Origin of the sequence: Mycobacterium lehmannii (assembly GCF_002245535.1) — a bacterium.
Classification (GTDB): domain Bacteria; phylum Actinomycetota; class Actinomycetes; order Mycobacteriales; family Mycobacteriaceae; genus Mycobacterium; species Mycobacterium lehmannii.
Genome location: NZ_NKCN01000011.1, coordinates 1 through 20,463 on the forward strand (window position 1 = coordinate 1; position 20,463 = coordinate 20,463).

Here is a 20,463-nt window from a genome sequence, read left to right on the forward strand (position 1 = left end):
GGGGGAGAGGGAGGGAGGGGGAGGGGTGGGGGGGGTGGGGGGGGGGAAGGGGAGGGGGGCGAGGGGGGGTGGGGGCGGAGGCGTGGTGGGCGGCGGCGGGGGGGTGTAAGGGGCAGGCTGCCCGCCGTAGGACGGCGGTGGTCCGTACGGCGGGGGAGGACCCGGCGGCGTTGTCACGCGGTAACCGTATCGCGGTCACCGCCGTCTAGCTGCGGATCGAACCCCAGCGCTCGTTCTTGGCCATCGCGACGCAGACCACCGACCGCGCTCCCTCCGACCATGCCTGCGCACTCGGATAACCGATCGCGAGCCGAAAGGTCGGCCCCTCGGGGATATTCGGCGCGTAGTCGAAGAACTTGCCACTGCACTGGTCGCCGATCCTTCTCAAGGCGTCCTCGCCGGGATACTCCGGCGCGTCGGGTGCGCGCAGGATCGCGAACACCTCCCCGTAGTGGGGACCGTCGCAGTCGACTCGCTTGACTTCCTGCGGCAGAAGGTCGGACTCACGCGTGCGCACGCAATCTCCGAGCCGTAGGAGATCGGCGCGCACCGTGGTCGTCATGCGTGGTTCGACGATGTAGAACCAACCGATCGCCGCCAGGGCGCCGATACCGATCACAACAACCGCGACGATCACCCAGTGGCTAGGACGCACCCGTCAACCGTAATGCCGCATCCACAGCCAGCGCAGGCACATTGAGTGTCTTGGAGGCCAGATCGTGGCGGGCGCCGGTGATCTCGACGACCTCGACGGGTGCGCCGATCAGAGCGGCGGCGGACCGGAGTTCGTCGATCGATCCGAACGGGTCGGCGGTGCCGTGCGTGAACGCCGTCGGTACGGTGATGCGCGGAAGGTGTTCGGTGCGTGCGCGTTCCGGCTTTCCGGGCGGATGAAGTGGATACGAGAACAGTGTCAGAACGTCGATGTGGGCCACCCCGTCGGCCACGGCCATCGAGGTCATCCGCCCGCCGTAGGAGTGCCCGCCCGCGATGACGGGCCCGTCGGCGAGCGTGCGGGCGACGTCGATGGCCTCGACCACTCCGGCCTGGTCGGCCTTGGCGGATCCCGACGGCGGGCCCTTGGGCCGGCGGCGCCGGTAGGGCAGGTTGTAGCGCACGGCAAGCCAACCGCGTCCGGCCCACTCGTCACAGAGCCTCTTGAGAAGCGGTGCTTCCCTGCTGCCTCCGGCGCCGTGGGTGAGTACGACGACACCGGCGGGGTCGGCGTCGGGTTCATGGGCGACACCCGCGATCGGTTCGAGGTTCACTCGGTGAGCCTGAACAGCGCCGACACCGGGCCGTGGCCGCGTCCCAACGGATAGGCGGCGCGCAGACATTCGGTGACCCAGCGTTTACCGAACGCGACCGCGTCGGGTACCGAATAGCCGTGTGCCAGCGCGCTGGCGATGGCTGCGGCCAACGTGTCACCGGCGCCGTGGTCGTGGCCGGTGTCGATGCGCGTGGCGTCGAATTCGTAGAACTCGGTGCCGTCGAACAGCAGATCGGGGCTCTGCGCCGACGCTCGCAGGTGGCCTCCCTTGACCAGTGCCCACCGCGGTCCGAGTGCGTGCAGCGCGCGGGCCGCCTCCCGCTGGGATGAGGGGTCGATGACCTCGATGTCGGTGAGCAGGCGCACCTCGTCGAGGTTCGGTGTCACCAGTGTCGCCAACGGGAACAGTTGTGCCCGCAGTGAATCCAGCGCACTGGGATGCAAAAGGGGATCACCGTGCATGGAGGCGCACACAGGGTCGACGACCAAGGGCACCGAACCGGCCATGCCCTGTGCGCGCCAGGTTTCGGCGACGGTGTCGATGATCTCCGACGACGCCAGCATCCCCGTCTTGGCTGCCTGCACGCCGATGTCGGAGGTCACGGCTTCGATCTGTCCTGCGATGACGTCGAGGGGAATCTCGTGAAAACCCTTGACCCCGACCGAGTTCTGAACGGTGACGGCGGTGACCGCAACCAGGCCGTGAACCCCGAGCAGAGCGAACGTGCGCATGTCGGCCTGGATTCCCGCGCCTCCGCCAGAATCGGATCCGGCGATCGTCATCACCCGCACCGGGGTGGTACGGGGCGGCGGCAGTGGTAGGTAGGTCATGCCAGCGGCAGGTACACGCGGTTGCCGTGTTCGGCGAATTCGCGTGACTTCTCGGCCATCCCCATCTCCATCGCGGCTTCGATCGCCTCCTCGCTGTCGAGCCCGTGCTTGGCAGCATAGTCGCGGACGTCCTGCGTGATGCGCATGGAACAGAACTTCGGCCCGCACATTGAGCAGAAGTGTGCGGTCTTGGCCGGTTCGGCGGGCAGCGTCTCGTCGTGGAACGCGCGGGCGGTGTCGGGATCCAGCGACAGTGCGAACTGGTCGTGCCAGCGGAACTCGAAGCGTGCGCGGGACAGCGCGTCGTCGCGTTCCTGAGCGTGGGGGTGGCCCTTGGCGAGATCAGCGGCGTGCGCGGCGATCTTGTAGGCGATGACGCCATCCTTGACGTCTTTGCGGTCGGGTAGGCCGAGGTGTTCCTTCGGCGTCACGTAACAGAGCATGGCGGTGCCGGCCTGCGCGATGATCGCGGCGCCGATGGCGCTGGTGATGTGGTCATAGGCCGGTGCGATGTCGGTCGCCAGCGGGCCCAGCGTGTAGAACGGCGCCTCCTCGCACCACTCCTCCTCGAGCCGGACGTTCTCGACGATCTTGTGCATCGGCACATGGCCGGGACCCTCGATCATCACCTGCACACCATGCGATTTCGCGATCTTGGTGAGCTCGCCGAGCGTACGCAGCTCGGCGAACTGGGCGGCGTCGTTGGCGTCGGCGATCGAGCCGGGCCGCAGGCCGTCGCCGAGTGAGAACGTCACGTCGTAGCGCTGCAGGATCTGGCACAGCTCATCGAAGTGGGTGTACAGGAACGATTCCCGGTGGTGTGCCAGGCACCATGCGGCCATGATGGAACCGCCGCGACTGACGATTCCGGTGACCCGCTTGGCCGTCAGCGGAACGTAACGCAGTAGCACGCCGGCGTGCACGGTCATGTAGTCCACGCCCTGTTCGCACTGTTCGATCACGGTGTCGCGGTACAGTTCCCACGTCAAAGCGGCCGGGTCGCCGTTGACTTTCTCCAGGGCCTGGTAGATCGGAACCGTGCCGACCGGCACCGGGGAGTTGCGCAGGATCCACTCCCGAGTCGTGTGGATGTCGCGGCCGGTGGACAGGTCCATGATCGTGTCGGCGCCCCAGCGGGTGGCCCACACCATCTTGTCGACCTCTTCGGCGATCGAACTGGTCACCGCCGAATTGCCGATGTTGGCATTGACTTTCACCGCGAACGCCTTGCCAATGATCATCGGCTCGGTCTCGGGGTGATTGTGGTTCGCGGGTATGACCGCCCTGCCCGCCGCGACCTCGTCGCGGACCAGCTCGACAGGGACTCGCTCGCGGGCGGCGATGAACGCCATCTCGGCGGTGATCTCGCCGGCACGGGCCCGCTGCAGCTGCGTTCCGCGGTCGCGCACCACGCCCGGGCGCGCAGGCAAGCCCGCCTGCAGGTCGAGGGTCGCCGTCGGGTCGGTATACGGACCGGAGGTGTCGTAGAGGTCGAGGTGCTCGCCGTTGGTCAGGTGCACCCGGCGCAATGGGACTCTGGCGCCGGGCACATCGTCGAGCTCTCGATACACCTTCGTGCTGCCCTGGATCGGGCCGGTGGTGACGGACGGATTGACAGGACTATTTGCGACGTGCGTCATTTGAACTATCTCCCTACGCCGGCATTACCCGGTCAGGTTCGTACGGTCGACGGGCCCACCCGTCCTCTCAGCGCGCTGGTGCGCGCTCCCGTGTGTGGACGCCTGCCACGCTAGCGCAGACGCGGAGGAATCGGGAAGGGGCGACGAGAGAATCGTCGGAAGTGGACCGTCGCGGTCACCCCAGTTCGATCAACACCGGGGCGTGATCGCTGGGCGCTCCGATGCGGTCCTTGCCGCTCTTGCGTTCATCGCGGACGATCTCGGCGTGCGTGACGCGGTCGGCGAGCGCGGGTGAGCCGAGGATGAAATCGATGCGCATGCCGCGGTTCTTCGGGAACCGCAGCTGTGTGTAGTCCCAGTAGGTGTAGACCCCCGGTCCGGGAGTGAACGGCCGCACCACGTCGGCGAAACCCGCTTCCACCACCGCGTTGAACGCCTCGCGTTCTGGTGCAGTGACGTGTGTGCTGCCTTGGTAGAACTCGACGCTCCAGACGTCCTCGTCGGTCGGCGCGATGTTCCAGTCCCCGACGAGCGCGATCTGCGCGGCCGGGTCATCGGTCAACCACTTGTGTGCCGTATTACGGAGCGCGGCAAGCCATTCCAGCTTGTACGCGTAGTGCGGTGAGCCGACGAACCGGCCGTTCGGCACGTACAGGCTCCACACCCGGACTCCGTTGCAGGTGGCGCCGAGGGCGCGGGCTTCGGCGGCCGCCTCCACGTCGGGCTTGTCGCTCCAGGTCGGCTGATCGTCGAAGCCCACGTGCACGTCCTCGATCCCGACGCGGGACGCGATCGCCACGCCGTTCCACTGGTTGAAGCCGCAGTGGGTCACCTCATAGCCGGCGGCCAGGAAGGGCATGACCGGGAATTGCTCGTCGTTGCACTTGGTCTCCTGCATCGCCAGCACGTCGACGTCGGCTCGCTCGAGCCAGTCGGTGACCCGTTCGACCCGAGCCCGAATCGAGTTGACGTTCCAAGTGGCGATCCGCATGGCTTACAGGCTACGAGCGTCGACATAGCGGCTGCGGTGCTGCGTCTGAAATCCCATCGACCTGTAGAGGCCGAGGGCCACCGCGTTGTCGACCAGCACCTGCGCGTAGCCGCCGGTCGCACCCCGCTGGGTCCCCCAACCCAACAGCGTCGAACACAGTGCGCGCGCCAGACCCGCACCGCGGGCCCGCTCGTCGACCCACACCGCCGACAGCCCGACCCAGCGCCGGCCGCACGGCGCCGTCGTCACGGCGGCCCTGCCGACGGCCGCACCGGGGATCGTCGCGAACGCGACCTCACCGTCGATGACGGCGGTCAGCACGTCGACAGGCACGGCGCGGCGATACAGGTGCAGCCATGCGGCGTCGGGTGTCGCGGTCAGGGTCACGCGTTCGTCGACCACCGTGTCGCTCAAATCGCTTGTCATGACCTCGGTCTCGAGGTGCGGCGGCTTTACGATCGGGCGGAACAGCCGATCGGGTATGGAAAGCCACGGCGTCAGGCCCCGCTTGCCGTACCAGCTGATGATCGTTGGAATGGCCGTGGCGTCGGCATCAAAACCCAGCGGGACAGCGGAATTGCCGCGGTGCGTGTGGCCTCCTGCGGCGCGCAGCAGCCAGCCGCCCAGCCATTTCTGTTCGACACCCGGCCACGCCAACGCCGCCGCGTGTTCGACGTTGCGGATGTCGGCGGTGCGCACCGGTGCGGCGGGCAGCTCCCTGATGGCGACGACATCGTCGACATCGACCCGTACGACGACCCCCCGTTTCGTCCGAATCCCCAGTGCCGCACCGCTGTCGACGACATGGCCGACCACGTCGGTCAGCGGCGGTGTGGAACCGGCCGGCCGCCGGTAACGCACTGTCACGCGTGTGCCGATCGCGGGCAGCCCGGGCACGGTCAGTGACCGAACGGATCGGGGTCCTTACCGGGCATCCACGACAACCCCGGCACTCCCCAGCCGTGCGACTTCACCGCACGCTTGGCGCTGCGCGCATGCCTGCCCACCAAGCGGTCCAGGTAAAGGAAGCCGTCGAGGTGACCCGTCTCGTGCTGCAGCATCCGGGCGAACAGGTCGGTGCCCTCGAGGGTGATCGGATTGCCTTCTGCGTCCAGCCCCGTCACCCTGGCCCAGTCGGCCCGCCCTGTCGGGAACGACTCCCCGGGCACCGAAAGGCAGCCCTCGTCGTCGTCGTCCGGATCGGGCATGGTCTCGGGAACTTCGGAGGTCTCCAACACCGGATTGACGACCACACCGCGGCGGCGGGTGATGCGACCGCGCACCTCGGCGCAGTCGTAGACGAACACCCGCTTGGAGATGCCGATCTGGTTCGCGGCCAAGCCAACCCCGTTCGCGGCGTCCATCGTGTCGAACAGGTCGGCGATCAAGTCCGCGAGATCGGCGGGCAGCGAACCGTCCTCGCCGACCGGCACCGGCTCGGTGGCTGTGTGCAGGACGGGATCTCCTACGATGCGGATCGGAACGACTGCCATGGTCGAAAATCTTAGGTCGGCAACCCTTGCTGGCCGACTCGCGGGCATGTCGAACCGCTCATCAGCCCATCACGTGGTTGAATGAGCGCCGAACCACAGCGATGTCATTCAAGTTGTCGGAAGGGTCCAAGAGCCAGATGGACGGCGCGATCGCGCGGACTGAACAATCCGGAGACAACTCTGAACTCTCCGACGGGCTGACTCGGCGCGAGCACGACATTCTCGCGTTCGAGCGGCAGTGGTGGAAATACGCGGGCTCCAAGGAAGACGCCATCAAGGAGTTGTTCTCCATGTCGGCCACCCGCTACTACCAGGTGCTGAACGCGCTCGTCGACCGACCTGAGGCGCTCGCTGCCGATCCGATGCTGGTCAAACGGTTGCGGCGACTCAGGGCCAGCAGGCAGAAGGCGCGGGCGGCACGCCGTCTCGGCTTCGACGTCACCTGAGTTCCCCGGGCCGCGGGGCCCGCTCGATAAGGTGGGCGCAATGAACCAGCGAGATTCGTCGGGGCTGCCCCTGCGCGCCATGGTGATGGTGCTGCTCTTCCTGGGCGTCGTTTTCCTTTTGGTGGCGTTTCAGGCGATGGGTTCCGACAGCGACGAGGAGGACGCGCCGCCGCTGGCGACCGCGACGACGACCACCGCGACCACGACGTCGGAGGCGCCGGCACCCGCCGATGCCGAGGTCCGGGTCTTCAACATCTCCACCGTCGCGGGCGCGGCCGAGGGTACCGCCGGACGGCTGCGCGAGGCCGGCTGGAACGTCACCGAGACCGGCAACCTCGAGTTGGCGGACGTGGCGGCCACCACCGTGTACTTCAGCGACGCGCCCGGCGAGCAGGAGGCCGCAGACGAGGTGGGACGTCTGCTCGAGGCGCCCGTCGAACCGCGATTGCCCGCACTCGCCGAACAACCGCCCGGCGTCATTGTGGTGGTCACCGGTTAGGCTCGTGCACATGTTCAAGACCGTCGCCGCCGCTGCCTTGTTCGCCGTTCCCGCACTCGCGTTGAGCGCCTGTGCGGCGCCCGAGGAGCCCAGCAACGTGCAGGGCACCCCGCCGTCCGTCTGGACCGGATCCCCGCCTCCCTCGGCCCCGCCGGGTGAGGGCGGTGGTCACGGCGGCGAACAGGCAGAAGGCCAAGGTCAAGGCCAAGGTGAAGGACAGGGTGCGGGTGAGACGCTCACCGCCGAATTGAAGCTCGCGGACGGCACACCGGTGGCGACCGCCGACATCCAGTTCAGTGGCGGCTACGCGACGATCAGCGTCGAGACCACCACGCCCGGGAGACTGACGCCCGGCTTCCATGGCATGCACATCCATCAGGTCGGCAAGTGCGAGGCCAACTCGGTCGCGCCCACCGGTGGCGCGCCGGGGAACTTCAACTCGGCGGGCGGGCACTTCCAGGTGCCCGGCCACAGCGGTCATCCCGCGAGCGGTGACCTGACGTCGCTGCAGGTCCGCGAGGACGGTTCGGCCAGGGTCCTGACGACGACCGACGCGTTCACCGCCGAAGAACTCACTTCGGGCGCGGGCACCGCGATCATCATCCACGAGAAGGCGGACAACTTCGCCAACATTCCGCCGGAGCGCTACCAGCAGGTCAACGGTGACCCGCCGCCGGATGCGGCCACTCTGGCGACCGGTGACGCCGGATCGCGGGTGGCGTGCGGTGTTATCCGTACCGGCTAACAGCCACATCGATTTTGTCGGCTCGCCCCGACCGACGGTCGGGGTCGAGTGGGAGTTCGCGCTCGTCGACGGGACGACCCGGGACCTGAGCAATGAGGCCACCGCGGTCATCGAGGAGCTCGGCGAGAACAACCCGCGCGTGCACAAGGAACTGCTGCGCAACACCGTCGAGATCGTCACGGGCATCTGCGATTCGGTGCCCGATGCGATGAACGACCTGCGTTCGACGCTGGTGACGGCCCGCGAGATCGTCCGGGGCCGCGGCATGGAGTTGTTCTGCGCGGGCACCCACCCGTTCGCGAAGTGGTCGCCGGGCAGCCTGACCGACGCCCCCCGTTATGCCGAGCTGATCAAGCGCACCCAGTGGTGGGGCAGGCAGATGCTGATCTGGGGTGTGCACGTGCACGTCGGGGTCCGCTCCGCGCACAAGGTGATGCCGATCAACACCTCGCTGCTCAACCACTACCCGCATCTGTTGGCCCTGTCGGCGTCGTCCCCGTTCTGGGACGGCGAGGACACCGGCTATGCGTCCAACCGGGCGATGATGTTTCAGCAGTTGCCGACGGCCGGGCTGCCGTTCCACTTTCAGTCGTGGGCGGAGTGGGAGCGTTTCGTCTACGACCAGAAGAAGACTGGCATCATCGACCACATGAACGAAATCCGTTGGGATATCCGGCCTTCGCCGCACATCGGGACGGTAGAGGTCCGGATATTCGACGGTGTCTCCAATCTGCGCGAGTTGGGTGCGCTGGTGGCGTTGACGCACTGTCTGGTCGTCGACCTCGACCGGCGGCTCGACGCCGGTGAGTCGCTGCCGACCATGCCGCCATGGCACGTGCAGGAGAACAAATGGCGTGCAGCGCGTTACGGTCTGGACGCCATCATCATCCAGGATGCGAACAGCAATGAACGGTTGGTGACCGAGGATCTCGACGAGTTGCTCAACCGTCTCGAGCCGGTGGCCGCGTCGCTGCACTGCGCCGACGAATTACGGCACGTCGCCGACATCTACGCGGGCGGCGGATCGTATCAACGTCAACGCCGCGTCGCCGAGGATCACGACGGCGACCTGCGCGCCGTCGTCGACGCCCTGGTCGCCGAACTGGAGCTGTAGACGTGGCGGCCATCCCGATGTTCCCGCTGCAGGTGGCGATGCTGCCCGGCGAGGAGCTTCCGTTGCGGATCTTCGAACCTCGTTACAGCGCATTGGTTTCGGACTGTCTGGCCACCGAGGACCCGGCGTTCGGTGTCGTGTTGATCAAGGCGGGCAGGGAAGTGGGCGGCGGGGACGTTCGCAGCGACGTCGGTGCGATGGCACGCATCGGCGAGGTCGCTGATTTCGGCGACGGCCGTTACCGCCTCAAATGTGCGGTAGGCGAACGTATTCGGGTCATCGAGTGGCAGCCCGACGATCCGTATCCACGCGCAGCGGTCGAACCGTGGCCCGATCAGCCGGGCGAGCCCGTCGAGGCGGACGCGATCCGCGACGTGGAGGACCGCATGGTCGCGCTGTTCGAACGGATCGCCGCTGCACGCGGGGCCGAGGTCAGCGGCCGCGAATTCGTGGCGGGTGCGGACGCGTCCGGCGACGCCGGTAAGTGGTTGTACACGTTGACCTCTCGTCTCCCTATGGGGCAGGCCGACCGCTACGCAGTACTGGCTGCGCCGACCGTCGCCGAGCGGCTGGCGGCGCTGAGCGACGCCGTCGAGACCGTGACCGCGATGGTCGAGTTCCAGCTGTCGGGGGAGTAGTCACACCGCGGTGAACTGCTCGTTGCGCAACCGTTCGAGCGCGCGCCCGTCGGTGAGTTCGAGGCGATCCTCGGGATGCTTCCAGTAGTGGCGGACCATCCAATACAGCGTGCCGAAGCCGGGCTCGTATCGGTCGGCATTCGGTACGACGATCGGCTTACCGTCGTTGAGCACGAAAATAATTGGATTTCGAGTTCGCTTGTCGGCAACGTCGGCGACATCGACAATGTCAGCCCAACGCGCAGTGCGGGTTCGCAAGATGTCAGCGTGCTCAATGACGTCTGGTCCGATCCGCAGTCGGGCCACGCCACGGCCCCTGAGCATCGCCACCAGGCCGGTCAGTGACAGAACCAGCAGGGTGATCATCAAGTACCGGTTGACGGTATCCCGCCCAGGCGTCGTGAAAGGGAGCTCCGCGACGCCGCGTGAAACGAACGCGAGATAGCATACCGATCCGATCGCGGCACCGACCAATGTGAGACTCCAACTCCAGGCGATAAGCGGATTGACGCGCAGCGTCGTCCCGTGGGTGTCTGATTTGGCGTACTTCGTCGGCGATAAGAACCAGGTCGTGGCGAGCGTAACCAGGGCTCCGGAGAAGAACAACGTCAGTCCACCGGACGTTAACGCCGCAGGAATTGAGCCACGCTGCAGCGCCACCACTGTTTGCGCCACGCTGTAGCCAACCCCGCCTACAAAACCTAAGAGCCCGAACTTCGCCAGGGCTGACAACCTGTTGTCCCAGTTGCGCGGTGGAGGCGGTTTCTCTATGCCCCGCACAGCACCTCACCGACCTTGGTCCCGACCGACTTCATCCACGCACCGCCAGCGACAGAGCCGCCGACCGCGAGAGCCGGAGCGACGCCGGGAAACGGAACCGGACCACCCAACATTGCACCTCCCGCCGCACCGCCGGCATTGCCGACGAGCGCGAATGTACCGGCGAACACCGAAACACACTTGTCGGCGGGCGTGGGCGCGGCGAGGAAGTCATACGTCGCCGACATGACACCGAGTGCGGGACCACCGTACTTGGCGCCCGCTCCGACTTTCTCCACGGCGTCCATGGACAACATCGGAATCTTGCCGCCCCGATCGATATGCGTTTCCAATCCCGTGAGGACATCTCCGATGCGGTCCGGGACGGTCTGGACGAGTAGCGGACTATCGGGAGGAAGAACGCCGTGGCGGCCGTCGGGCAAGTTGAAAGCCGCAGTGCGCACGCCTTCCGATGTTTCGTCGATGACGTATTGCGTTCCGTCCGCCCAATTCATGATCGTCTTCTTGTATCCGCCGGGCGTACGCGTCGAACTAGTCCACGAGATCAGATTGCCGTCAGTGTCGTAGTGGTCATCGGTCGTCATGTCGGGAACGCCGTTCTTGTAGTCCGGTTCGTACTCGGTGATGACGTGCCTACTACCGTCCTGCATGATCAGTGTCTTCTCGAAGTGGCCCTCATCGTTGTACCGCGACGTCGTCTCGCGGACGGTCATGGCCATCTGCTCACCACGCACCGTCGCTTGCTGCGTGAGCCCAATCGGATTTCGAGGATCGGGTACATCGTCAGCCGGTCGCTGCGTACCGGGGAGCATCAAGCCCGGCAGCCCGCCGGTCGCGGGGGGCGCGAAGCCGAACGGCTTCGCCGCAGCCATCACCTCGTCAGCTGTGCTTGTGTCGGCGTCGCCGACAGCACCCAACAGCTCATTGATGGCGGCCTGCTCGGTCGCAACTTGCTCCATCAACTCGGCGATCTGCTCCGCGCTTTGACCCCCGGGATCGATCAGCACCACCCACCCCTCCGACACGTTGAGAGGGCCGCGGTCGATTTCATCAGCCTTGTCCAGCAGTGCTTTTCGTGCCGTCCCGATGGTGCCGGCGCCTTCACTGAGGGCGTTGCCGATCGCGGTGGTGTAGCGGTTGAACTCCGATGTGGTCTGGCGCGCGCGACCGAACATCGCCGATGCCGCGTCGTGCGCTTGGCCGGACCACGCCTTGGTCTCGGGCATGCGCTTGAGGTGGTTGTTGATTCGTTCCACTGCCCGTTCCACCGATTCGCCAGCGGTCGTTACCGCAGGGCCGGTGAAATTCAGTGAGTCTGGGTTCCAGCTTTCGAGTCGGGAACGCGATGGCAGCACGGGTTCAGAAGATTTTCTTGAAATGTCCCGCAAGGTCCGAGTCGGTCACCTCGTAGGTGTTGCCCGCACCGCGGACTGCCTCGCCCATCTTGCTGACATTTGCGGCTATCGCGTCGACCCGCTCCGTCACATGCTCACCCAGAAGTCGTGCGGCCCACTGAGTGGCGGAGGCGGGTAAGCCGTCGGCGGCATCGCTCACTTTGTGGCCGACGTCAGCCTCACGGATCAATGACGACACCGTGTCGACCTGACCGGCGAACGCCTTGAGGATCTCGGGGTCAACCTCCATCGTTCAGAAGTTACCGGATGTCAGAGCCCCGCCGTGACGCTGATTTTGGCCGACAGCGGTTGTCAGCAGGTCCGTTGTCCCTCGACAAATACCGTCCGCGGAGTGGTGTCGTCGGGCTCGCCCACGGCGCACCGGCCGTAGCGCTCCATCAGGTCCGCGGCACCGATCAAGGTGACGTCCCAACCGTGGTCGGTGAGCCAGTCGGTCACCTCGGTGCGTTCCTCGGTGTACCAGAGGTCCTGTACGTCGAACGCGTCGTCGCTACCGTCGTTGCCCGCCTGTCTGCGGTACTCGGCCAGCTTCTCGCGGCGACTGGCCAGGTACTCCGGATCGAAGAACTTCGCCCCGAACGACTCGACGGCGATGCGGCTGCCTTGCGCGCTGAGCTTGTGAATCCGTTCGAACAACAAGTCTTGTCCGCGTGCGGGCAGATACGGGAGGAGCCCCTCGGCGGCCCACGCGGTCGGCTCGCTCGCGTCGAACCCCGCGTCCCGCAGAGCCCGCGGCCAATCCTCGCGCAAGTCGATCGGCGCCGGGATGTACTTGGCGGCCGGCTGGACTTCGTGTCGGCGCAATGTGTCGACCTTGAACGTCAGCACCCGGGGCTGGTCGATCTCGTAAACGACGGTGCCACCGATCCACGGCAACCGCCAGGCCCGCGCGTCGAGCCCGGCCGCCAGAATCACCACCTGGTCGATGCCGTTGGCACCCGCGGCGATGAAGAACTCATCGAACCATTTGGTGCGCGACGCCGCGTAGCCGCCGATCGAGCGGATGCGTTGGGCCATGTGGGCAGAGGGCGGTTGCCAACCCTGTTCCACCGCCGCGTCGACGAACATCTGCGCGTAGGGATCGGTGAACAGCGGGCAGTCGGTGTTCTGCTCCAGCGCACGAGACCAGGCCACCCCCAGCGCCGTCGCGCCCACACTCTCGGTGATGCCCCAGCTGTCGTCGTCAGTCCTGGCCATCGGCGCCGCTTTCCGTGTGGTCGGCGAACTCGTCAATCTCGTCCGCGGTCAACAGATCGTCTCGGACGTTCTGTTCCCGATACGCGAGCTGGCCAACCCGGTTCGCCACCACCGGTGCGGTGATCACCGTGAACAAGCCGGTGAGTACGAGCATGCCGATATCGGCGTTGCCGCGCAGCCGTATCCCGGCGCCGATGATCACCAGCAGGAGCCCGAGCACCTGCGGCTTGGACGCCGCGTGCATGCGCGTCAACGTGTCGGGGAAACGGACGATGCCGATCGCGGCGGTCAGTGCGAGCGACGAGCCGCCCAGCACCAGCACGCTCGTGAGGATGTCGAGTCCGGTCATCCTCGCCCCCCGATGGTGCGGGACTTGTCGACGTCGGGGACGCGGAATCGGGCGACGCTGACTGTGCCGACGAAGCTGATCAACGCCAATGCGGCCATGCCGTAGGTGACGGTGCTGTCCAGGCTGTAGGCGCTCCAGATGCCGATCCCGCACATCGCCACGGCGATGAGTGTGTCGACGGCGACCAGGCGGTCCAGTGTGCTCGGCCCGGCGAGGAGACGGAACATCGTGATGGCGGCGGCGGCGGTCATCATCACCGCGGCGATGACCCAGACGGTGATCATGCGCGCTGCGCCTTCGTATCTCGCTGGGGGCTCATACTTCGTGCTCCTCGTGCTCGTGCGCCGGGCGCCAGTCCTCGGGACGCTCGAACGTTCGGACCAACAACCGTTCGATCACGGCCACCTGGTGGTAGAACGCTTGCAGCGCGCGGTCGGAGCCGACATCGATGACATGCATGTAGAGCAGCCGGCGGGTCTGGTCGATCTCGAGCACGATCGATCCGGGAATCAGGTTGAAGATGACGACCGCCAACGACAGCACCAGGTCTGACTTCACGGAAAGCTGTGCCCGCAGAACGGCCGACAGCGGAGGGCGGGGTTTCAACGCCAGCAGTGCAACCTGTCCCGAGGACAGCACCAACCGGTAGGCGACCGTGAGGATGAGCCGGATCAGCGACAGCACGTGCACCTTGCCTTCGACCGGCACGGCGGGCAGGGGCAGCAGCCATGTGATCAACGCCGCGACGGCCGCACCCGAGAGCACATTCGCCGCGGAGAAGGTACCCCACAGCAGGATCCAGACGAACACCAGCCAGCAGAAGATCCAGACGCGCAGCGCGACGCTTCTCATCATTGCGGCCCCACCACGGCAGTGATGTACTCGCTCCGGTCGAGCACCTCGTTGGAAGCCCTTTCACTGTAAGCGAATATCGGCCCGGCGAGCACCGTCAGCGCGAGCCCGGCCGCGATCAGCGCACCCGTGGGCCCGACCATCCCCGCCGGCATGCGCCCGACGTGATCGCGGTCCACGAACTGGATGTCCTCGGGTTCGTCGAGCAACGCCGACGGCAGCGCCGCGGACAGATGGCCTTCGGGCGCGTCCGCGCGCGAGCGCCAGAACGCTTTGGTCCACACCCGCACGACCACGTACAGCGTCAGCAAGCTGGTCACCACACCGCCGGCCACCAACGTCCAGGCCAGCACCGAGCCGTCCTGCGCCCCGGCCTCGAGCAGTGCGACCTTGCCGATGAAACCGGAGAACGGCGGTATTCCACCGAGATTGAGCGCGGGGATGACGAACACGAACGCCAGCAGCGGGCTGGCAGCCGCCAAACCGCCCAGGCGGTCCATGGTCGACGCCCCGGCTTGGCGTTCGATCAACCCGACGACCAGGAACAGCGTCGTCTGCACCAGAATATGGTGCGCCACATAGTAAATGGCGCCGGACATGCCGAGTTGGTTGGACAATGCGATGCCGAACACCATGTAACCGATGTGACTCACCAGCGTGAACGACAGCAGACGTTTGATGTCGCTCTGCGCGATCGCACCGAGGATGCCGATCAGCATCGTCAACAACGCGGCCACCAACAGCACCGGGTCAAGGCCACCGTCGGGAAACAACAGCGAGTGCGCCCGAATGATCGAATAGACGCCGACCTTCGTGAGCAGGCCGGCGAACACTGCGGTGACCGGTGCGGGTGCGGTCGGATAGGAGTCGGGCAGCCAGGCCGAGAGCGGAAACACCGCAGCCTTGATGCCGAACGCCACCAACAGCACGGCGAACATCGCCGAACGGACTCCGCCCGACACGTCGTCAAGGCGCACGGAGAGTTCCGCCAAGTTCAGCGTCCCGGTAGCGCCGTAGACCAGCGCGAGACCGAACAGGAAGATCAGCGACCCGACCATCGACACCATCACATACGAGATGCCCGCGCGTACACGGTCCTTGCTGGCTCCGACCGTCAGCAGCACGAAGCTCGCGGCCAGCAGCACCTCGAACCCGACGAAGAGGTTGAACAGGTCACCGGCGAGGAACGCCATGCAGACACCGGCCGACAACACCAGATAGGTGGGCATGAAGATCGACACCGGTTGGCGTTCGTCACCGTCGCGCACACCCTGTCCGATGGCGTAGAACACCACGGCCAGCAGCACGATCGCCGAGACGACGAGCATCAGCGCCGACAACCGGTCCACCACCAGCGTGATGCCCAGCGGACCCATCCCGGGCACCGATTGGCCCCAGCCGCCGACGTGGAGCACGAGCGTGCCGTCCCTGTCGGCGAGGTAGAGCAGCGCGCCGCACACCGCGACGACGACAGACAACACGACGAGGGTGAGGAGTCGCTGCAGTCGTGGCCGCCGGCCCGCGATCAGCGTGGTCGCCGCGCCCAGCGTCGGGAGCAGGACGGGCAGGGGGATCAAGGTGGTCGCCAACGTCATGCGCAGTCCGCCTTCACTACTCGCGCCCGCATCACTTGGACCCCTCGTATCCGGGCAGGGCGTCCAACTCATCGGGTGCGTCGGTGTCGCGCATGGCTTCGGGTTGCGGTCGGTCCTCTTCGACGGCGGCGATGTCCTTCGAAGCCAACTCGGAGACCTTGGCGTCCTCGGGGTCGTCACCCACTTCCTCGGCGGTGGTCAACCGATAGGTCCGGTAGGCCATCGCCAGCACGAACGCCGCGACGCCCATAGTGATGACGATCGCGGTCAGGATCATGCCCTGGGCCAACGGATCCGCCGTGGTGGTCTGAGGTTCGCTGCCCCGCCCCCAGATCGGAGGCTCACCGGCCGGGCCGCCGGCGATGAGGATGAGCAGGTTGATCGCGTTGCTGATGAGCAACAGCCCCAACAGCATTCGGGTCAGGTTGCGCTCGAGCAGCAGGTAGACGCCTGCGCTGGTGAGCCCGCCGAGCAGGATGAGGGGCACGAGCGAGGTCGTCATCGCGTACTCACCGCCGTCTTCTGCTCCTGGCCCAGCTCCACGTCGATGCGGGCCCCCAGGCTGCGCAACACGTCGAGCACCAGGCCCACGACGATGAGGTACACCCCGAGGTCGAAGAACAACGCGGTGACGAATTTGACGGTGCCCAACACCGGCACGTCGATCTCGATCAGCGCCGAGGACAGTGCGGGCGCCCCCACCAGAAGCGAGGCGAACGCGGTACCTGCGGACAAGGTGAGGCCCGCGCCCAGGATCTTGCCCGCGTCCAGCGGCAGCGTCTCGCCCAGTTCGTAGCGACCGCCGGCCAGATACCGCAGCACCAGCGCGAGTCCGGCGGTCAAACCACCGGCGAATCCACCGCCGGGAGTGTTGTGTCCCGCGAAGAAGAAGTACGCCGACAACACCATGATCAGCGGGAAGATGACGCGGGTGGCGACCTCGAGGATCAACGACCGGTGCCGCGGGTCACGCAGTTCGCTGCCGCGCAGCCAGGTGATGTCGCCGGCCGCCGGGCTGGTGTTCACCATCGCCGGCAGCCGGCCGATGTCGGGCTGACCTGCATCCGAGACCCGCGGCGGCGCCCCGAACCTCCTGTGCCGGAAAACCATTGAGGCGACGCCGGTCGCCGCGACCACGAGCACCATGACTTCGCCCATGGTGTCCCAGGCGCGGATGTCGACCAGCAGCACGTTGACGGCGTTGGCGCCGTGGCCGCGGTAGTACGCCGCCTCGGGGATCAACGAGGCGATCGGAGTTCCGGTGCGCGCGGCCATCGCGTACACCGCCAGGGTGGTCACGGTCGCACCGACCGCCAGTGCCAGCGCCGCCCGCGGCCACCGGTATCTGCGGATGTGGACCCGGTCGGCTTCGGCGGGCAACGTGCGCAGCACCAGCACGAACACCACGAGGGTCAACGTCTCGACCAGGAACTGGGTCAGGGCCAGATCCGGTGCGCCGTGCAGCGCGAAGATCACCCCGCACCCGTACCCGGTCACGCCGACGAGCAGCACCGCCGCCAGGCGGTTGCGCATCACCAGAGCGCCGAGCGCGGCGGCCAGGATGATCAGACCGATCACCACCTGAAGCGGTGAACCCCACAGCCTGAACTGCGGGTGGTCGCGCGCACCCACCGCGAGCGCGATGGTGGGCACCAGCACCAGCGTCGACAGGATCGCTGCCTGGGTGGCCGGGATGGAACCGCGCTGGGTGACAGCGGTGAGTTCCACCGCCCACAGGTCGAGCCGGCGTATCACGGCGTCGTACGCGTGGTCGGCGTTGCCGAGTGGTTCGCGCATCGTGCGGAACCGGCGCAACCGTTCGCGGCCCACGAAGGCCGCCACGCCGGTGGCGATCACCAGCACCGACAACAGCAGCGGCACGTTCACGCCGTGCCACAGCGCGAGGTAGTACTCGTTGTTGCCGCCCGGCACCGTGTCGGCGTAATCCTCCAGCACATCGCCGATCCCGACGGGCCAGATCCCGAAGGCCAGGCCCGCGGCCGCGAGGATGCCCGGCGCAATCATGAACGTGCGCTCGGGGCGGTGCATCTCGGTGACACGGGTGCTCGGCTCGGGCCGCCCCTTGCGGCCGAACGCACCGAACAGGAAGCGCAGGCTGTAGATGGTCGTGAACACCGAGCCGATCACGATGCCGGCCAGCACCAGCGGGGCGAAGGCGCCGAGGGTGGGGGTGTGCAGGACGGTGGCCAGGTCGGTTTCCTTGGCGACGAAGCCGAAGAACGGGGGCAGTGCCGCCATGCTGGCCGATGCGCCGACGGCGATGACGAACAGCAGCCGCGCCTTGTCGCCGAGCCAGGCCAGCCTGCGGATGTCGCGGGTGCCGGTGGCGTGGTCGATGATCCCGACGACCATGAACAGCGCCGCCTTGAACATGGCGTGTGCCACCAGCATCGCCAGTCCGCCGAGCATCATGTCGCTGCCGCCGGTGCCGACCATGACCGTGATCAGCCCCAGCTGGCTGACCGTGCCGAAGGCCAGGATCAACTTCAGGTCGTACTCGCGCACCGCGCGCCAACCGGCCAGCAGCATGGTCAACAGGCCGAGTGAGACCACCATGGGCCGCCACACCGGGGAGTCAGCGAAGCTGGGGCTCATGCGCGCGATCAGGTAGACGCCGGCCTTGACCATCGCCGCCGCGTGCAGATACGCGCTCACCGGGGTCGGTGCGGCCATCGCGCCCGGCAGCCAGAAGTGCAGCGGCACGATCGCCGACTTCGACAGGGCGCCGACCAGAATGAGCACCAGCCCGACCGACGCCGCCATCCCGGTCGGCGGGGATTCAAGGAGTTCGGAGAGCAGGTAAGTGCCTGCCATGTTGCCGAGCACGATGATGCCGACCAGCATCGCCAGGCCGCCGAACGTCGTGACCAACAGCGCCTGGGTCGCCGCTCGCCTGCTGGTCAGGCGTTCGGCGTAGTGGCCGACCAAAAGGAACGACAACACCGACGTGATCTCCCAGAACACGTAGAGCATCAGCAGGTTGTCGCTGGTGACCAGCCCGAACATCGCACCGGAGAACGCGACCAGTTCGGCGGCGAAACTCGGCAACCGGTTCTCGATGCGGCCGTCGTGGTGTTGGAAGTAGTCGGCGCAGTAGAACAGGACCAGCGCGCCGATACCGAGAACCAGCACGCTCATGATCGCGGCGAGCGTGTCGAAGCGCAGCGTGAAGTTCATCGACAGCTCGGGCACCCACGGCACGTCGACGGTGCTCGTCCCCCTGGCGGACGGCCAGTTCTGCGCCACCCACACCAGAGACAGAAGCGGCACCAGCGCCAGCGGATAGAACGCCTTGCGCCCCCACATGTGGACAAGCAGGGGCGCCACCGCGGCGGCGACCGCGTGGGCGAGCAGGACGGCGAGCAGGGCACTCCGATCGGTTGGGTTGGTCAGCACGCGGCCGCCAACCGGAGAACTTTATGGTCGGGGTGTCAGCCGAGTAAGGCTTCGGATCGTCATTCTACGTGGGCCGATCGCGGCTACTATGCCGCGTCGTCGACACCACCGACCTCGCGGTGGTCGACGCAGGTCGGACCGCGCGGAAACTCAGAAGTACCGCGCCCACACATATACCCAGGCCAGCAGGGTGCTGAGCAGCGCGACGACCATGCCGTAGCGGGAGAACTGCCAGAAGCTGATCCGGTGGCCGGCGCGCTGGGCGATGCCGATCGCCACGACGTTCGCGCTTGCCGCGATCGCGGTGCCGTTGCCGGAGAAGCAGGCGCCCAGTGCGAAGGCCCTGCACCGCGCACGGCAGGGTGACGGGTTGCCCGACACCATCCTCACACCGCGAGAGGAGGAGGTGCTCAAGCTCATCGCCGACGGTTACTCCTCGCGCGACATCGCCAACACGTTGGGCATCAGCGTCAAGACCGTCGACCGGCACCGGACGAACCTGCTGGCCAAACTCGGACTGCAGGATCGAGTTGCGTTGACCCGCTATGCGATTCGCGCCGGACTGATCGAGTCCTGACGGCGTTGGCACGGGGCGGGCGCTAACCCGTACCGCACCGGGAGCGCGTGGCCCAACAACCCGATCCCCGCGCCGAGAATCGGCCAGACCGGCCAGAAGTACCAGGCTCCCGCGGTGAGTCCGACCGCCAACCACACCGTCAGCACGATCGCGACCATGGCCAGGTAGCCGGCCAGGTGGATTTGAACACTGCGACGGGCCAGCTGCCTGCGAGCCTCCCGGTGGCGGGGATCGTTGCGCCTGAGGCGCTCGACGGGCAGATCGGCGGTGAGCTCGTGCAGTTCGGGGCGGGTGGCCGCGGCGAAGGCGGCCTGCAGGCGGGCCTCGTACTCCGGCATCGCGAGGTAGCCCTGCGCGAGGGCCTGGCCGAGTAGGTCGGCCGTCTTCTCCCGGTCGGGGTCTCCGGCGCGGACCACGGGTGTGATGGCGGGCATGCCGACCTCCTCGATCTTGACAATGACAAGTTACGTTGACTATGCCGCATCAACTTGCCACTGTCAAGATGCTTCTCCTTTGTCCCGCGAACGTGGGTTACCCGCACGCGTCCGGTGCGTTTGACGTGCGTCAAGCCCACACTCGCGGAGGGGATTGGACTCGCGTTGGATGCTCGGGAG

General features: G+C 66.8%; 23 protein-coding genes, 2 pseudogenes and 1 riboswitch. Of the genes and pseudogenes, 6 read left to right on the plus strand and 19 right to left on the minus strand.

The features are described from left to right. Window positions 1-205: 205 nt before the first annotated feature. The 7 genes from CEX87_RS13745 to CEX87_RS13775 all read right to left on the minus strand — a co-directional run bounded on the left by CEX87_RS13745 (window position 206) and on the right by CEX87_RS13775 (window position 6,225). Window positions 206-655 carry a septum formation family protein gene (locus CEX87_RS13745; protein ID WP_142301093.1) on the minus strand — a complete coding sequence of 150 codons (450 nt, stop codon included), beginning with the start codon at window positions 653-655 and terminating at the stop codon, window positions 206-208. Then, window positions 645-1,268: an alpha/beta hydrolase family protein gene (locus tag CEX87_RS13750; protein ID WP_094287725.1), complete on the minus strand. Its 624-nt coding sequence runs from the start codon at window positions 1,266-1,268 to the stop codon at window positions 645-647. The genes CEX87_RS13745 and CEX87_RS13750 overlap by 11 nt, the downstream gene beginning before the upstream one ends. Then, window positions 1,265-2,101 carry a bifunctional hydroxymethylpyrimidine kinase/phosphomethylpyrimidine kinase gene (gene thiD, locus CEX87_RS13755; protein WP_094287726.1) on the minus strand — a complete coding sequence of 279 codons (837 nt, stop codon included), beginning with the start codon at window positions 2,099-2,101 and terminating at the stop codon, window positions 1,265-1,267. Before thiD ends, CEX87_RS13750 begins: the two co-directional genes overlap by 4 nt. Next, a complete protein-coding gene (gene thiC / locus CEX87_RS13760; protein ID WP_094287727.1) occupies window positions 2,098-3,741 on the minus strand; it encodes a phosphomethylpyrimidine synthase ThiC in 1,644 nt (547 codons plus the stop codon). The genes thiD and thiC overlap by 4 nt, the downstream gene beginning before the upstream one ends. Next, a riboswitch (TPP riboswitch) is annotated at window positions 3,735-3,843 on the minus strand. It overlaps the preceding gene by 7 nt. Window positions 3,844-3,916: 73 nt before the next feature. After that, window positions 3,917-4,732 (minus strand): exodeoxyribonuclease III, encoded by an 816-nt coding sequence (locus CEX87_RS13765; RefSeq protein ID WP_094287729.1) that lies wholly within the window; start codon window positions 4,730-4,732, stop codon window positions 3,917-3,919. A gap of 3 nt (window positions 4,733-4,735) precedes the next feature. Beyond that, window positions 4,736-5,629, minus strand: a complete 894-nt coding sequence (locus tag CEX87_RS13770) for an N-acetylglutamate synthase, CG3035 family (protein WP_094287731.1) — start codon at window positions 5,627-5,629, stop codon at window positions 4,736-4,738. 2 nt (window positions 5,630-5,631) lie between these two features. Further along, the gene (locus CEX87_RS13775; protein ID WP_094287733.1) at window positions 5,632-6,225 is read right to left on the minus strand and encodes a peptide deformylase; all 594 of its coding nucleotides are present in this window, start codon (window positions 6,223-6,225) and stop codon (window positions 5,632-5,634) included. A gap of 137 nt (window positions 6,226-6,362) precedes the next feature. Between CEX87_RS13775 and CEX87_RS13780 the strand changes: the two genes are divergently transcribed. The 5 genes from CEX87_RS13780 to CEX87_RS13800 are packed head-to-tail and all read left to right on the plus strand — an operon-like array spanning window position 6,363 to window position 9,667. Then, a complete protein-coding gene (locus tag CEX87_RS13780) occupies window positions 6,363-6,671 on the plus strand; it encodes a DUF3263 domain-containing protein (protein WP_064351385.1) in 309 nt (102 codons plus the stop codon). 40 nt (window positions 6,672-6,711) lie between these two features. Then, window positions 6,712-7,170: a LytR C-terminal domain-containing protein gene (locus CEX87_RS13785; RefSeq protein WP_198957222.1), complete on the plus strand. Its 459-nt coding sequence runs from the start codon at window positions 6,712-6,714 to the stop codon at window positions 7,168-7,170. Window positions 7,171-7,180: 10 nt separating this feature from the next. Beyond that, entirely contained in the window at window positions 7,181-7,915 is a 735-nt protein-coding gene (gene sodC / locus CEX87_RS13790) for a superoxide dismutase[Cu-Zn] (protein ID WP_064419972.1), read from the plus strand. Next, complete coding sequence (locus CEX87_RS13795; protein WP_094287849.1) at window positions 7,896-9,029, plus strand: glutamate--cysteine ligase; 1,134 nt, start codon at window positions 7,896-7,898, stop codon at window positions 9,027-9,029. The genes sodC and CEX87_RS13795 overlap by 20 nt, the downstream gene beginning before the upstream one ends. 2 nt (window positions 9,030-9,031) lie before the next feature. Further along, window positions 9,032-9,667, plus strand: coding sequence for an LON peptidase substrate-binding domain-containing protein (locus CEX87_RS13800; protein WP_094287737.1), 636 nt, complete (start codon window positions 9,032-9,034; stop codon window positions 9,665-9,667). Here the strand turns inward: CEX87_RS13800 and CEX87_RS27115 are convergent, their stop codons facing one another. From CEX87_RS27115 to CEX87_RS13855, 11 genes and pseudogenes are all read right to left on the minus strand, one after another. Then, window positions 9,668-10,399 carry a hypothetical protein gene (locus CEX87_RS27115; protein WP_142301094.1) on the minus strand — a complete coding sequence of 244 codons (732 nt, stop codon included), beginning with the start codon at window positions 10,397-10,399 and terminating at the stop codon, window positions 9,668-9,670. 35 nt (window positions 10,400-10,434) lie between these two features. Then, window positions 10,435-11,703, minus strand: coding sequence for a WXG100 family type VII secretion target (locus tag CEX87_RS13810; RefSeq protein ID WP_094287741.1), 1,269 nt, complete (start codon window positions 11,701-11,703; stop codon window positions 10,435-10,437). 103 nt (window positions 11,704-11,806) lie between these two features. Further along, entirely contained in the window at window positions 11,807-12,091 is a 285-nt protein-coding gene (locus CEX87_RS13815; RefSeq protein ID WP_094287743.1) for a type VII secretion target, read from the minus strand. Window positions 12,092-12,153: 62 nt separating this feature from the next. After that, a complete protein-coding gene (locus CEX87_RS13820) occupies window positions 12,154-13,059 on the minus strand; it encodes an SAM-dependent methyltransferase (protein ID WP_094287745.1) in 906 nt (301 codons plus the stop codon). Beyond that, window positions 13,046-13,408 (minus strand): monovalent cation/H(+) antiporter subunit G, encoded by a 363-nt coding sequence (gene mnhG / locus CEX87_RS13825; protein WP_064399765.1) that lies wholly within the window; start codon window positions 13,406-13,408, stop codon window positions 13,046-13,048. The genes CEX87_RS13820 and mnhG overlap by 14 nt, the downstream gene beginning before the upstream one ends. Continuing rightward, window positions 13,405-13,692, minus strand: a complete 288-nt coding sequence (locus CEX87_RS13830) for a monovalent cation/H+ antiporter complex subunit F (protein ID WP_064399764.1) — start codon at window positions 13,690-13,692, stop codon at window positions 13,405-13,407. The genes mnhG and CEX87_RS13830 overlap by 4 nt, the downstream gene beginning before the upstream one ends. Window positions 13,693-13,723: 31 nt before the next feature. Further along, a complete protein-coding gene (locus tag CEX87_RS13835; RefSeq protein WP_198957229.1) occupies window positions 13,724-14,260 on the minus strand; it encodes a Na+/H+ antiporter subunit E in 537 nt (178 codons plus the stop codon). Then, window positions 14,260-15,855 carry a Na+/H+ antiporter subunit D gene (locus CEX87_RS13840; protein ID WP_094287749.1) on the minus strand — a complete coding sequence of 532 codons (1,596 nt, stop codon included), beginning with the start codon at window positions 15,853-15,855 and terminating at the stop codon, window positions 14,260-14,262. The genes CEX87_RS13835 and CEX87_RS13840 overlap by 1 nt, the downstream gene beginning before the upstream one ends. 31 nt (window positions 15,856-15,886) lie before the next feature. After that, complete coding sequence (locus CEX87_RS13845) at window positions 15,887-16,357, minus strand: Na(+)/H(+) antiporter subunit C (RefSeq protein WP_064399761.1); 471 nt, start codon at window positions 16,355-16,357, stop codon at window positions 15,887-15,889. Further along, complete coding sequence (locus tag CEX87_RS13850; RefSeq protein ID WP_094287850.1) at window positions 16,354-19,242, minus strand: Na+/H+ antiporter subunit A; 2,889 nt, start codon at window positions 19,240-19,242, stop codon at window positions 16,354-16,356. Before CEX87_RS13850 ends, CEX87_RS13845 begins: the two co-directional genes overlap by 4 nt. Before the next feature lie 180 nt (window positions 19,243-19,422). Then, window positions 19,423-19,614: pseudogene (locus CEX87_RS13855) on the minus strand (hypothetical protein); the annotation flags it as partial. Window position 19,615: 1 nt separating this feature from the next. Here CEX87_RS13855 and CEX87_RS13860 point away from each other — a divergent pair. Then, a pseudogene (locus CEX87_RS13860) lies at window positions 19,616-19,849 on the plus strand (response regulator transcription factor); the annotation flags it as partial. On the opposite strand, the gene CEX87_RS13865 reads toward CEX87_RS13860, so the two are convergent. After that, complete coding sequence (locus tag CEX87_RS13865; protein ID WP_064419966.1) at window positions 19,816-20,283, minus strand: DUF1707 domain-containing protein; 468 nt, start codon at window positions 20,281-20,283, stop codon at window positions 19,816-19,818. The pseudogene CEX87_RS13860 and the gene CEX87_RS13865 sit on opposite strands and share 34 nt — an antisense overlap. Window positions 20,284-20,463: the final 180 nt, after the last annotated feature.

Coding starts and splice junctions, on each gene's coding strand:
- CEX87_RS13765 (WP_094287729.1), bottom strand. CDS start 4,732: ATGCGGATCGCCACTTGGAACGTCAACTCGATTCGGGCTCGGGTCGAA.
- CEX87_RS13845 (WP_064399761.1), bottom strand. CDS start 16,357: ATGACGACCTCGCTCGTGCCCCTCATCCTGCTCGGCGGGCTCACCAGC.
- CEX87_RS13785 (WP_198957222.1), top strand. CDS start 6,712: ATGAACCAGCGAGATTCGTCGGGGCTGCCCCTGCGCGCCATGGTGATG.
- CEX87_RS13820 (WP_094287745.1), bottom strand. CDS start 13,059: ATGGCCAGGACTGACGACGACAGCTGGGGCATCACCGAGAGTGTGGGC.
- CEX87_RS13815 (WP_094287743.1), bottom strand. CDS start 12,091: ATGGAGGTTGACCCCGAGATCCTCAAGGCGTTCGCCGGTCAGGTCGAC.
- CEX87_RS13775 (WP_094287733.1), bottom strand. CDS start 6,225: ATGGCAGTCGTTCCGATCCGCATCGTAGGAGATCCCGTCCTGCACACA.
- sodC (WP_064419972.1), top strand. CDS start 7,181: ATGTTCAAGACCGTCGCCGCCGCTGCCTTGTTCGCCGTTCCCGCACTC.
- CEX87_RS13780 (WP_064351385.1), top strand. CDS start 6,363: ATGGACGGCGCGATCGCGCGGACTGAACAATCCGGAGACAACTCTGAA.
- thiC (WP_094287727.1), bottom strand. CDS start 3,741: ATGACGCACGTCGCAAATAGTCCTGTCAATCCGTCCGTCACCACCGGC.
- CEX87_RS13865 (WP_064419966.1), bottom strand. CDS start 20,283: ATGCCCGCCATCACACCCGTGGTCCGCGCCGGAGACCCCGACCGGGAG.
- thiD (WP_094287726.1), bottom strand. CDS start 2,101: ATGACCTACCTACCACTGCCGCCGCCCCGTACCACCCCGGTGCGGGTG.
- CEX87_RS13835 (WP_198957229.1), bottom strand. CDS start 14,260: ATGAGAAGCGTCGCGCTGCGCGTCTGGATCTTCTGCTGGCTGGTGTTC.
- CEX87_RS13840 (WP_094287749.1), bottom strand. CDS start 15,855: ATGACGTTGGCGACCACCTTGATCCCCCTGCCCGTCCTGCTCCCGACG.
- mnhG (WP_064399765.1), bottom strand. CDS start 13,408: ATGACCGGACTCGACATCCTCACGAGCGTGCTGGTGCTGGGCGGCTCG.
- CEX87_RS13830 (WP_064399764.1), bottom strand. CDS start 13,692: ATGATCACCGTCTGGGTCATCGCCGCGGTGATGATGACCGCCGCCGCC.